This window comes from Citrobacter sp. Cpo103 (genome assembly GCF_030332605.1).
In the GTDB taxonomy this organism is placed as follows: domain Bacteria; phylum Pseudomonadota; class Gammaproteobacteria; order Enterobacterales; family Enterobacteriaceae; genus Citrobacter; species Citrobacter portucalensis.
The window spans coordinates 39,828-52,193 of the sequence record NZ_JAOWHO010000035.1 but is presented as its reverse complement, the minus strand read 5'-3'; the positions used below and the strand labels follow the sequence as shown (position 1 = coordinate 52,193).

12 protein-coding genes are annotated in these 12,366 nt (G+C 54.8%); 4 read left to right on the top strand and 8 right to left on the bottom strand.

Annotated elements, in window-relative coordinates:
• Nucleotides 1–62 precede the first annotated feature (62 nt).
• From ysgD to lptM, 7 genes are all read right to left on the bottom strand, one after another.
• Nucleotides 63–119: a YsgD/CorL family protein gene (ysgD, locus tag OGX89_RS16865; RefSeq protein ID WP_212723238.1), complete on the bottom strand. Its 57-nt coding sequence runs from the start codon at nt 117–119 to the stop codon at nt 63–65.
• A 247-nt stretch (nt 120–366) separates the two neighbouring features.
• Nucleotides 367–2,529, bottom strand: a complete 2,163-nt coding sequence (uvrD, locus tag OGX89_RS16860; protein WP_003828957.1) for a DNA helicase II — start codon at nt 2,527–2,529, stop codon at nt 367–369.
• A gap of 88 nt (nt 2,530–2,617) precedes the next feature.
• Nucleotides 2,618–3,334, bottom strand: coding sequence for a 5-amino-6-(5-phospho-D-ribitylamino)uracil phosphatase YigB (yigB, locus tag OGX89_RS16855; RefSeq protein ID WP_032945701.1), 717 nt, complete (start codon nt 3,332–3,334; stop codon nt 2,618–2,620).
• Nucleotides 3,334–4,236 carry a tyrosine recombinase XerC gene (gene xerC / locus OGX89_RS16850; RefSeq protein ID WP_003828960.1) on the bottom strand — a complete coding sequence of 301 codons (903 nt, stop codon included), beginning with the start codon at nt 4,234–4,236 and terminating at the stop codon, nt 3,334–3,336. Before xerC ends, yigB begins: the two co-directional genes overlap by 1 nt.
• On the bottom strand, nt 4,233–4,940 hold the full coding sequence (locus tag OGX89_RS16845) for a DUF484 domain-containing protein (protein ID WP_008787084.1): 708 nt from the start codon (nt 4,938–4,940) through the stop codon (nt 4,233–4,235). Before OGX89_RS16845 ends, xerC begins: the two co-directional genes overlap by 4 nt.
• Nucleotides 4,937–5,761, bottom strand: a complete 825-nt coding sequence (dapF, locus tag OGX89_RS16840) for a diaminopimelate epimerase (protein ID WP_003017933.1) — start codon at nt 5,759–5,761, stop codon at nt 4,937–4,939. Before dapF ends, OGX89_RS16845 begins: the two co-directional genes overlap by 4 nt.
• 49 nt (nt 5,762–5,810) lie before the next feature.
• On the bottom strand, nt 5,811–6,014 hold the full coding sequence (gene lptM, locus OGX89_RS16835; protein ID WP_003017937.1) for an LPS translocon maturation chaperone LptM: 204 nt from the start codon (nt 6,012–6,014) through the stop codon (nt 5,811–5,813).
• A gap of 138 nt (nt 6,015–6,152) precedes the next feature.
• Between lptM and cyaY the strand changes: the two genes are divergently transcribed.
• On the top strand, nt 6,153–6,473 hold the full coding sequence (gene cyaY / locus OGX89_RS16830) for an iron donor protein CyaY (protein ID WP_003828967.1): 321 nt from the start codon (nt 6,153–6,155) through the stop codon (nt 6,471–6,473).
• 75 nt (nt 6,474–6,548) lie between these two features.
• Here cyaY and cyaA read toward each other — a convergent pair whose 3' ends face one another.
• Nucleotides 6,549–9,095, bottom strand: a complete 2,547-nt coding sequence (cyaA, locus tag OGX89_RS16825) for a class I adenylate cyclase (protein ID WP_032934207.1) — start codon at nt 9,093–9,095, stop codon at nt 6,549–6,551.
• Between the two features lie 394 nt (nt 9,096–9,489).
• Between cyaA and hemC the strand changes: the two genes are divergently transcribed.
• The 3 genes from hemC to hemX are packed head-to-tail and all read left to right on the top strand — an operon-like array spanning nt 9,490 to nt 12,365.
• Nucleotides 9,490–10,431, top strand: coding sequence for a hydroxymethylbilane synthase (hemC, locus tag OGX89_RS16820; protein ID WP_003828972.1), 942 nt, complete (start codon nt 9,490–9,492; stop codon nt 10,429–10,431).
• Nucleotides 10,428–11,168, top strand: a complete 741-nt coding sequence (gene hemD, locus OGX89_RS16815; protein ID WP_126957723.1) for a uroporphyrinogen-III synthase — start codon at nt 10,428–10,430, stop codon at nt 11,166–11,168. The genes hemC and hemD overlap by 4 nt, the downstream gene beginning before the upstream one ends.
• 21 nt (nt 11,169–11,189) lie before the next feature.
• Nucleotides 11,190–12,365 carry a uroporphyrinogen-III C-methyltransferase gene (hemX, locus tag OGX89_RS16810; RefSeq protein ID WP_003828975.1) on the top strand — a complete coding sequence of 392 codons (1,176 nt, stop codon included), beginning with the start codon at nt 11,190–11,192 and terminating at the stop codon, nt 12,363–12,365.
• Nucleotide 12,366 lies beyond the last annotated feature (1 nt).

The following is a 12,366-nucleotide window of genomic DNA, read 5'->3' as shown; positions in this document are numbered from 1 at the left end:
CGACGGGAAAAAAACAGAAGGTCGCTGACAACCGCGAAGGCTATCAGCAAAAAGGGATAGCCTTAGGAGTTGATCCTGGATGACAGGATAATGAGCCAGTATCTACTGGGTGTGTCCAAGGCGAATGTCCTCTTAGCGTAATCGTGCGCGCATGTTACGCCAGCAAAATTTTGACGTCAACACGCAACGGATGGCGAAAAAGTAATAATTTCCCCTTATACAGAAAGGTTAGCAGAGGGGAATTATTTATCTATGATTTCAGAATATTAACCGACAGGTTGCCGGATGTCGGCTCGGCCTTATCCGGCCTGGAAATCAAAATATTACGTTCTGCGTAGGCCTGATAAGCGCAGCGACATCAGGCGATCATACCGTTTCCAGTCTGGCGTAGGCGGCAACCAGCCATTTGATCCCCTGCCCCTGGAATGCGACCTGCAAACGACTGTGTTCGCCGCTTCCTTCCAGATTAACGATGGTGCCCTCGCCAAATTTAGCATGGCGCACGCGCTGACCGAGCTTGTAGCCGGTATCGTTTTCCGCCATTGGCGTGCCCATCCGCTGATGGCTCACCGGACGGCTGACCGTGGCGCGCAGGCGAACCTCTTCAACGCACGCTTCCGGCAGTTCGCCGATAAAGCGCGACGGACGATGGTAAACCTCTTTGCCGTACAGACGACGCGTTTCGGCGTAGGTCAGCGTCAGCTTTTGCATCGCGCGGGTTACGCCGACGTAAGCCAGGCGGCGCTCTTCTTCGAGGCGACCACCTTCGTCCAGCGACATTTGGCTGGGGAACATGCCTTCTTCCATCCCCACGATAAACACCTGCGGGAATTCCAGACCTTTCGCCGAGTGCAGCGTCATCAGCTGAACCGCGTCCTGCCAGGTATCCGCTTGCCCTTCGCCTGCTTCCAGCGCGGCGTGAGACAGAAACGCCTGCAGCGGCATTAAGTCTTCGTCTTCTTCGTTGTAGCTGAACTGGCGCGTTGCCGTCACCAGTTCGTCTAAGTTTTCGATACGCGTCTGGCCTTTCTCACCTTTTTCCTGCTCGTACATCATGCGCAGGCCGGAGTCTTTAATCACCCGGTCAGTCTGCACGTGCAGCGGCATATCGGCGGTCTCCTGCGCCAGTGCGTCAATCAGCTCCATAAAGCGCTGTAAGGCGCTGGCGGCGCGACCCGCGAGGGCTTTTTCCTGCAACAGCTCACGACAGGCCTGCCACAGTGTTAGCTGGCGGTCACGGGAGGTCTGACGCACCACGTCTAAAGTACGATCGCCAATCCCGCGCGTCGGAGTATTCACCACGCGCTCAAACGCGGCGTCGTCATTGCGGTTGGCAATCAGGCGCAGGTAGGAAAGCGCATCTTTGATTTCCTGGCGTTCGAAGAATCGCATCCCGCCATAGATCCGATACGGCATGCTGGCCTGTAACAACGCCTCTTCCAGTACGCGCGACTGGGCGTTACTGCGATAAAGAATGGCGCACTGTTCCAGCGCTCCGCCGTTGTCCTGCCAGGTCTTGATGCGATTGACCACAAAGCGCGCTTCATCAAGCTCGTTGAACGCGCAGTACAGCGAGATCGGTTCGCCGTCGACGCCGTCGGTCCACAGTTTTTTACCCAGACGCCCGTTGTTGTTTTCAATCAGGGCGTTGGCCGCGCTGAGGATATTGTTAGTCGAGCGGTAGTTCTGCTCCAGGCGAATAGTTTCTGCGCCGGGGAAGTCAGTGAGGAAGCGCTGGATGTTCTCCACCTGCGCTCCGCGCCAGCCGTAGATTGACTGATCGTCATCGCCGACGATCATTACCTTGCCGGTATCGCCCGCCAGCAGGCGGATCCACGCATACTGAATGTTGTTGGTATCCTGAAATTCGTCCACCAGGATATTGGTAAAGCGTTCGCGGTAGTGCTGCAGGATATGCGGCTTGTTGAGCCACAGCTCGTGAGCGCGCAGCAGCAGCTCGGCGAAATCCACCAGCCCCGCGCGGTCACATGCTTCCTGGTAAGCCTGATACACTTTCTGCCAGGTTTGCTCAACCGGGTTGCCGTAGCTTTGCAGGTGGTGCGGACGCAGCCCTTCGTCTTTCTGGCTGTTGATGAACCACATCGCCTGACGCGGCGGCCACTGCTTCTCATCAAGGTTCATCGCCTTGATCAGACGCTTGAGCAAACGCAGTTGGTCTTCGCTGTCGAGGATCTGAAAATCCTGCGGCAGGTTCGCATCCATATGGTGCGCGCGCAGCAGACGGTGGGCCAGACCGTGGAATGTACCGACCCACATACCGCCCTGGCTGGTTCCCATGATCTGGCCGATACGGTGGCGCATTTCCGCCGCCGCTTTGTTGGTAAAGGTCACCGCCATAATGGAGTACGGCGAGTTGTTCTCAACCGTCAGTAACCAGGCGATACGGTGCACCAGCACGCGCGTTTTACCACTCCCCGCGCCTGCCAGAACCAGCATGTTGCTGCGTGGCGCGGCCACCGCTTCACGCTGTTTATCATTAAGGCTGTCGAGCAGGTAAGAAACGTCCATTGGCACCGCCGCGTAAAAGTAGGTAAGGCGGATAAGCGTAGCGCCATCCGCCAAAAAGCTGGGTATATATACAGAGTTCTGCTGGTGATTATATCAGCGAGGTCAGAGATGCCAACTGTGAAATTTCGATATGCGGAAGCAAACGACTGTCTGCGGTTTGCATCAGGTCGGCATTTTCCGGTTTGATCCAGCAGGCCTGCATACCACAACGGATGGCGCCCGCGACGTCCGTCGTCAGGTCATCACCCACGTGCAGAATCTCACCCACAGGCATTTTCAGTTTTTCCGCCGCCAACGTGTACATGTCGCTAAAGGGCTTTGATCGCCCGTCGGGACCGGCGCGCAGCACAAACTCAAAGTAATCACCCAGGCCAAACAGTTCCGGCTGCGCGTTACCGTTGGTGATCGCCACCAGCGGCCATTTGCGGGCCAGCGCCTTCAGCGTGTCATGCGTCGTCTGCGGGACTTCAATGCGGCTACGCCATTTGGCAAAATTCATCATTGCCGCATTCGCCCCCATTCTGGCTTCTGCCGCTGACAACCCCGCCTCCAGCATAGCGCGCTCTACGGCACGGTGACGCCATTGGGTAACATCGTGGTATATTTCCGGCTCGGCGTCGCGAACGGCCTGACGTAAGCGCTGTAGGTCGCTATTTTGCAGCGAATTCAACGCCGGATGGTAATTCTGTACAAACGCGAGCGCTTCCTGCTCGGTGCGAGTGATAACGGGACGGTTATCGTAAAGGGTGTCATCAAGGTCAAAGGTGAGCGCAGAAATGCGCCCCAAAGGCCGGTAAAAACGCATTATTTCCCCCGTTTGGCGCGCGGATGCGCTGCATCGTACACTGAAGCCAGGTGTTGAAAATCAAGATGGGTATAGATTTGAGTCGTGGAGAGATTGGCATGACCCAATAACTCCTGCACTCCGCGCAGATCGCCGCTCGACTCCAGCATATGCGTCGCAAAGGAGTGACGCAATTTGTGGGGATGTACGTGGCTGTTCAGCCCCTGCTTGATACCCCATTCAGCAAAGCGTTTCTGCACGTTACGCGCCGAGATACGTTTGCCCAGTTTGGACAGAAATAGCGCATCGTCATCGCTGCCAAATAGCCCGCGTAGATCCAGCCAGTGCTCAATCCACGCCACCGCGTTGCGGCCAATCGGCAGGCGACGCTCTTTACTGCCCTTACCCATCACCCACACTTCGCCGGTGTCGAGGTCGAGATGTTTAATATCCAGCCCAACCAACTCAGATAAACGCAGACCCGCGCCGTACATCACTTCCAGCATTGCTCTATCGCGCACGGCAAGGGGATCGTTGAGATCGATATCCAGCAGACGATTAACATCGTCGACATCGATATTTTTAGGGAGATGACGCGGTGCTTTCGGCGCGGAAACGCTTTTTGCCGGATTGGCTTTCAGCTCGCCCTGATTAACCAGCCAGTCGAAGAAACTGCGTAACGCGGAGAGACGCAGCGCCAGACTCGCCGGCCCCAGTCCCTTACGACGGCTGCGAACAGCAAAACTACGTACCATCGCAGCATCACATTGTTGCCAGCTTTGCAGACCGGTCTCTCCGGCTAACGCAATGATGGCATCAAGCTGACGCTGATAATTAAGCAATGTGATCGGGCTAAGCTGACGCTCAACGCCCAGATAGCGCAAAAAGCGCGCCACATCCTGAGAAAAGGGTGAATCGGTCATACGCGTTCAATCCAGCGCTCCAGCAGCTCCGGCAACATCAGCGAGATTTCCTGCAGCAATTGCGTGCCTTGCCCCTGCTGGTAATGATTAACGTCACGGCTGCTAAACAGCATCACGCCCAGAGAGCCATCTTGCCCGAGCATCGACATCGCCACCGAGCCTATGGCTTTCGCCTCCGGCATCATGACCAGCAATTCCGGACCATTAAGCGGCCCAAGATAGTGCTGTGACTGACCCAGACGCTGGATACGCAGCGGTTCAAAAGCCTGACGGCTTAATGCCAGATGGGTGAATTTTGATGGCGCGCCAAGTCGCCAGCGATCCGGGAACAGACGAACCGTCGCTCCGGCCAGCCCTAACTCACGCGCCCAGCGATGAAATCGCATCAGCATGTCGTCAAGACTGCTGGCCGACACCAGCCGTCCTTGCAGATTTAACAGACGATAGAACAGGCTTTCATTGGCGTTGGCTTGTTCCATCAACAACGCCATGTTCTCTTCCAGCACGTTAATATGATTACGTGCCCGCGCCATATGCCATTCCACTAAAGAGACCGTGCCCCGCACTGGGTGCGGAACTCGCATCGCTTCAACGGCCTGGGCATTACGGATAAAAAACTCAGGATTACGTTGCAAGTAATCGACGACCGCCCGGTCGTCCAGCTCCATGAGCGTTTCCTGTAGTTCTTCCCCTGGTTGCTTCATAAGTGAATAAATCCGTCGTAGACATGTGCCGCCGGGCCAGTCATATACAGCGGATGACCCGGACCTTTCCAGGCGATATCAAGTCGACCGCCCGGTAATTCCACCCTCACTTCTTCCGCCAGCAGACCCTGCTGGATACCGACCGCAACGGCAGCGCACGCACCGCTGCCGCAGGCCTGCGTTTCACCCGCGCCGCGCTCATAGACGCGCAGTCGGATATGCTCGCGTTTTACCACCTGCATAAATCCGATATTGGCGCGTTCAGGAAAGCGTTCGTGGCTTTCCAGAACCGGTCCCAGTGTTTCTACCGTGGCCGTATCAACATCATCAACCTGAATCACGCAGTGCGGGTTCCCCATTGAAACCACGCCGCACAATACTGTCTGTTCGGCCGCGCGCATAATATAGGTCTTCTCTGCTTTGTTAGCGCGAAAAGGAACCTGCGAGGGTTCAAAATTGGGTTCGCCCATATTCACCCGCACCAGCTCGTCGTCGGTTACGGTTAATACCATACGACCATTCGCGGTACTGACGCGAATATCACGTTTATTAGTCAGCCCTTTCAGGCGAACAAAACGGGCAAAACAGCGGGCGCCATTGCCACACTGTGACACTTCACTGCCGTCGGCATTAAAAATACGGTAGTGGAAATCCAGCTCCGGATCATACGGAGGCTCAACCACCAGCAGTTGATCAAATCCAACGCCGAGATGTCTGTCGGCCAGGCGGCGGATCAGCTCTGGTGAGAAAAAGACATTCTGCGTTACCGCGTCGACGACCATAAAATCGTTGCCAAGGCCATGCATTTTAGAGAATTGCATCATTCACTCCGTTCACGCGGGTACAGAAATGTAAAATCTATTCCTGCCGTTAGTAATTCACCTGAGAAGGCCCATCACTAATCCCACGATCGTTTTTCTCAGGCGTGGTGGATTGCGATTGCGGCTGAACGCTCTTGGTCGGAGGCGGCGCGGTTTTATCAGCTGGCGGGAAATAGAGCGGGCCTTTTAGCCCACAGCCCGTCAGGCTGAACAGAGTAAAAATGACAGCGAGTGGCTTTAACACGTTTTTCATTATGGATTGCCTGTAAAGTTCATGCTTTCTGTTTTCTATCATCGCAGGAGAAGGCGTAAAAGCAAGAGTTTGGCTAAAAACTGCATCGCGATTTATTCCACGTTATACTGCGAGCATCACGAAAAATAGGATAAGAAAATGAACGACAGTGAATTTCATCGCCTTGCTGACACCCTGTGGATGACCATTGAAGAACGTCTGGATGACTGGGATGGCGACAGCGATATCGATTGTGAGATCAACGGCGGCGTGCTGACCATCAGCTTCGAAAACGGCAGCAAAATTATCATTAACCGTCAGGAGCCGCTGCACCAGGTGTGGCTGGCAACCAAACAAGGCGGCTACCACTTTGACCTGAAAGGCGACGAGTGGATCTGCGACCGAAGCGGCGAAACGTTCTGGGATCTGTTGGAACAAGCGGCAACACAGCAGGCGGGTGAAGAGGTGAGCTTCCGCTAAGCTTTAGTGCCGGATGCGCTTTGCTTATCCGGCCTACTTTAGCCCGGTAAGCGTCGCGCCACCGGGCAAGTTAACTCACGAGAAATACTGCTGTAACAGCGGCGTGTCGTTGTCCTGACTGGCTGGCGGAACGGCGCTAATCGGCTGGGTGCGGAACGGAATCACCTGCGCGCGCCCGTCGGTTTTCACAATCTGATAGAACTGCGGCAGGTTAAAGTTGATGAAGCTGGAGCCGTAGGTAAAACGATCGTGCGACGATGAGTAGAAACGGCTGACGTCGCGTACCAACTCCTCTTTGCTACCTTCGCAGTGGTGATACACCTCGGCCCGATTGCTTTCGTCCAGAATGTAGATATTAAAGCCCTGCTCATCACCCGTTTCTTCGAAAAAGAACTGAATAATCCCTTCACTGGCAAAACCGTCGACCACCGACGGCAGTTTCACATGGTTGGTCTCAACCTGGACGGAAAGCCCGTGCAGTTTGTTATGTGAAATCGCGCCATAGAATTCAATTGCGTTTTCCAGCTTCTGTACCGAAACGTTCAGGCGCTCGAAGAACAATCCCCACGTCTGGCCGGAAACACGCAGCGCTTTGAAACGTCCGGTTTCCTGACGGGTGCTGGAGAGGCGTAATTCGATGCACTCAGACACCAGTTGCTGGACGCGGGTGCGAATTAAACCGCGCAAATGCTGGCTATAGCAGAACACTTCGACGCTATCCGGCGGCGCGGCATCCTGGTGCATTTTGCCCAGAATCGTTTTTAACGCTTCAATCATCGCCTGCTCGCCGTTGAAGTGCAGCGTACGCACTTCATTCCACGAGTTGCGGTACAGCAGGTCGACGCTTCCTACCAGGCAATTTTGCTCTTCGCCAAAGCTGAAGACATCCAGCTTACGGAAATCAAAATGTACCACCTGATTACGGAATGCGGCCGTTGGGTCATATTCGAGGTTAACGATAATCGCCAGATGGCGAATTTCGCATGGGCTATAGAGCGCTTTCGGCGTTGGTGCAGGCAGTCGCAGCGGGAAGTGGTGCGACACGTCGGCGACCATTTCCTGTAGCTTCGGCAAATCAACAATGCCGTTGCCCTTAATAAACAAATGCGTACGCGAGGTCAGCAGGCCGTTGAACCAGGCCCACGCCACCAGCTTGTTGAGATAGCGGTTATATTCCAGCGGCTGATGGCTGATGATCGAGTCCATGTTCGGCGCGCGGTTGTAGAGATACCAACCTGAACGGTTAGCACGACCCGGCGGTACATGGATAAAGGTCAGATTCGGTTCTGAGAGGTCCGGAGATATCTGCGGGTTCACCAGCGTTACCTTGCCTGGCAACGCTTCAAACGCGGCATACAGCTTACGGGTCAGCACGCCGATATCCTGCGGACTGGCGCTAACGCTGAGGTTATTGCGCCGCGCAAAGCGGATCAGATTACGATAGCTCTGCATCATCGCATCGAGCAGTTCGTTATGCGCTTCGCGTACCTGGTCAATCTTCCAGTTAGCGCGGTTATCCAGCATGGTCAGACGGGCGTCATCCCAGCCCCACTCTTTCACTAACTGACTTAATACTTCACGACGCCAGCCCACGCAGGCGCGCTCACGGCTCAGTTTCTCACACACTTTTAAGTAGAAACATCGACGCACTAAATCCAGGCGCGTCGGATCTTCGATCGCCGTGAGATACTCGGTAACGCGCTCCAGCATCATACAGTAAGGATCGAGACCAAAAGAGACGATCTCGCCGTCATGCAGGCGCTGTTTAATATCTTTCGCCAACAGGCGTGGATTTGGGTATTCCCAGGAATAGGCTTCCAGCAGCAGCGTTTTCAGCACCGCTTTGTACGGGGAGTCGATACTCTTGTACAACTGCCAGAGGCTGGCGCCAAAGTACTCTTCGGCGGAAAGCGAACTGAGCCCGCCGAGATCCAGCCATTCGTTTGGCGTTAGCACCCCCTGTGCGTAGAGCGTCATGACGTAATCGTCGTAATGCTCTTCTTCGTCGCCCGGCACCATATTCCACAGAATACGTTTACCCGCGAGGCGCACAGCGGTGCGATAGAATTCATCAAGCAACAGGATATGCTGCGTCGAGCCACAGTCTTCACCACCCAGACTGCCGCTTTCATTGTGACGGAAACGGTTTTCATCAATCAGGAAGAAACTGACTTCCACGCCCAGCGAGGCGGCCCAGCTTTCCAGCAGACTACATTTTCGCTGCAGCAGCTGGCGCTCTTCGCTATCCAGCCAGGATTGATGGCAGACCCAGATATCAAGGTCAGAGGAACAGCTTTGCCCTACCGAAGAGGTGCTGCCCATTGAGTAAACGCCGGTGATCGGCAGTTCGCCCTTGGGAGGATCCTGCGGCGACATACCGCGGTACAGTTCCAGTTCGTTCAGGTAGTGGCGTTGGGTTTCATCAGGCGTGTAAAAGCATATGCCTTTGGGAACGTTACCATCGAGGTAACCCGGCATCAGCGGATGGTGGTAGTGCAATAATGTCGGCAGCAGACTGTATACCTGCTGGAAGGCAGGTCCCATGGCAGCAAGCGCGCGATCCACACGCAGTTGATTTATGGCATCCAGTCTCTGTTTCAGAGTCTCAATATAGAGGTACAAGACGTATCGCCTGATGTTGCTATCCGTCATGTTGTCGATTGCCGCGGCGCAAGCGCTCACAATAATCGCCATCAATTCGGATAAACCGTATGTCAAAAATAACCGTTACCTGTTTTTCGCCCATATTTTTTTATGCTGTTCAGCCGAAAAAATGGTCTAAAACGTGATCAATTTAACACCTTGCTCATTGACCGTAAAGAAAGATGCGCTACATACAAGTGTAGCACCGTTCGTTACGTGTAAATTCCTTCATACGGTCGGGAGGTTTCTCGTCATTATTCACTGCCAGTGATGATGCAGCGCCTTTTCCTCTCACTTACGTTTGAGCGTAACGCTGACATCCCTTTGATAAGGATGTTAGGATGGTCAATGATTGATAATGACGGTAACAAGCATGTTAGACAATGTTTTGAGAATTGCCACACGCCAAAGCCCCCTTGCGCTCTGGCAGGCACATTATGTCAAAGACGCCTTAATGGCAAACCACCCCGGTCTGATCGTGGAGCTGGTTCCTATGGTAACCCGTGGCGATGTGATCCTTGATACCCCGCTGGCGAAGGTCGGGGGAAAAGGGTTGTTTGTTAAAGAGCTGGAAGTCGCGCTGCTGGAAAAACGCGCCGATATCGCTGTGCATTCCATGAAGGATGTGCCGGTTGAATTCCCTGATGGTCTTGGGCTGGTCACCATTTGTGAGCGAGAGGATCCGCGTGATGCTTTCGTCTCAAATAAGTACAACTCGCTGGATGAACTCCCCGCAGGCAGCATCGTCGGGACATCCAGTTTGCGCCGCCAGTGCCAGTTGGCAAAACGTCGCCCGGATCTCGTCATCCGTTCGCTGCGCGGCAACGTAGGCACGCGCCTCAGCAAACTGGATAACGGCGATTATGACGCCATTATTCTGGCGGTCGCCGGATTAAAACGTTTAGGTCTTGAGTCGCGAGTCCGCACCGCTCTGCCGCCGGAAGTCTCCCTGCCCGCAGTCGGGCAAGGCGCAGTAGGCATTGAATGTCGACTGGATGATATGCGCACTCAGGCGCTGCTAGCGCCGCTCAACCATGAAGAAACCGCGCTACGCGTCAAAGCAGAACGCGCCATGAACACCCGCCTGGAAGGGGGATGTCAGGTACCTATTGGAAGCTATGCCGAAATCATCGACGGTGAGATTTGGCTACGTGCGCTGGTCGGCGCGCCTGACGGTTCACAGATGGTATGCGGAGAACGTCGCGGCGCCACACAGGATGCCGAACAGATGGGTATATCTCTGGCAGAAGAACTGCTGGAGAACGGTGCGCGCGCCATTCTGGCGGAAGTTTATAACGGAGAAGCCCCCGCATGAGTATTCTGGTCACCCGCCCGTCTCCCGCAGGGGAAGAGTTAGTGAGCCGACTGCGCACACTGGGGCAGGTGGCCTGGAGTTTTCCGCTCATCGAGTTTTCACCTGGTCGGGAACTGGCAACGCTTGCTTCCCGACTGTCGGCGCTGACGGAGAACGATCTGGTCTTCGCCCTCTCGCAGCACGCCGTTACCTTTGCAGATGCCGAACTTCGCCAGCAAGAGAAAAGCTGGCCATCCCTTCCGCGATATTTTGCCATTGGTCGAACAACGGCGCTGGCGCTGCATACTGCTAGCGGCTTCAATATTCACTACCCTCTGGATCGGGAAATTAGCGAAGTCTTGCTACAATTACCTGAATTACAAAATATTGCGGGAAAACGCGCGCTTATATTACGCGGCAACGGTGGCCGGGAGCTGATAGGTGATACCCTGACGGCACGCGGAGCCGATATCGATTTTTGTGAATGTTATCAACGCAGTGCAAAACATTACGATGGTGCGGAAGAAGCGATGCGCTGGCAATCCCGTGGCGTAACCACGGTGGTTGTCACCAGCGGAGAGATGCTACAACAGCTCTGGTCGCTCATTCCGCAGTGGTATCGTGAGCACTGGTTACTACGCTGTCGGCTGTTGGTCGTCAGTGAGCGTCTGGCGCACCTCGCCCGGGAACTGGGCTGGCAAGATATTAAGGTCGCTGATAACGCCGACAACGATGCGCTACTACGCGCATTACAATAACTCTCATAATGGGATGCCATAATGACGGAACAAGAAAAATCCTCCGCCGTGGTTGAAGAGACCAGGGAGGCCGTGGAAACCACGTCACAGCCAGTTAATACTGAAAAAAAGAGTAAGAACAGCACGGCGCTGATTCTGAGCGCTGTGGCGATTGCTATTGCGCTGGCTGCAGGCGTTGGGTTATACGGCTGGGGGAAACAACAGGCAACAACACAAACGGCAACCAGCGATGCGCTGGCGAACCAGCTGACGGCACTGCAAAAAGCGCAGGAAAGCCAAAAAGCTGAGCTGGAAGGTATTATTAAACAGCAGGCAACGCAGCTGGATGAAGCCACTCGCCAGCAGGCCGCGCTGGTCAAACAGCTTGATGAAGTCCAGCAAAAAGTCGCCACCATCTCCGGCAGCGATGCTGGCACATGGCTGCTGGCGCAGGCTGATTTTCTGGTGAAACTGGCCGGTCGCAAATTATGGAGCGATCAGGACGTCACCACCGCCGCGGCGCTGTTGAAAAGCGCCGACGCCAGTCTGGCAGATATGAACGACCCGAGCTTAATTACCGCCCGTCGCGCGATTACTGACGACATTGCGAGCCTCTCTGCGGTGACTCAGGTCGACTATGACGGCATTATCCTGAAAGTGAATCAGCTCTCTAATCAGATTGATAACCTGCGTCTGGCCGACAACGACACCGACGATTCTCCAATGGACTCAGACAGCAGCGAGCTTTCCAGCTCAATTAGCGAATGGCGCGTCAATCTGCAAAAAAGCTGGCAGAACTTTATGGACAGCTTTATCACTATTCGCCGTCGTGATGAAACCGCCGTCCCGCTGCTGGCGCCGAACCAGGACGTTTACTTACGTGAAAATATCCGTTCCCGCCTGTTAGTGGCTGCCCAGGCCGTGCCGCGTCATCAGGAAGAGACATACCGCCAGGCGCTGGAAAATGTCTCCACATGGGTGCGTGCTTACTACGACACCGACGATGCAGCGACCAAAGCGTTCCTTGAAGAAGTAGACCAACTGAGCCAGCAAAGCATCAGTATGGATGTTCCAGAAACGCTGCAGAGCCAGGCTATTCTCGACAAGTTAATGCAGACCCGCGTACGTAATTTACTGGCGCAGCCTGCCACAGCACCGGTAGCAGCAGCGCCAGCGCCTTCGACAGACGCTCCGGCAACCGCGCCGCAAGGAGAATAAT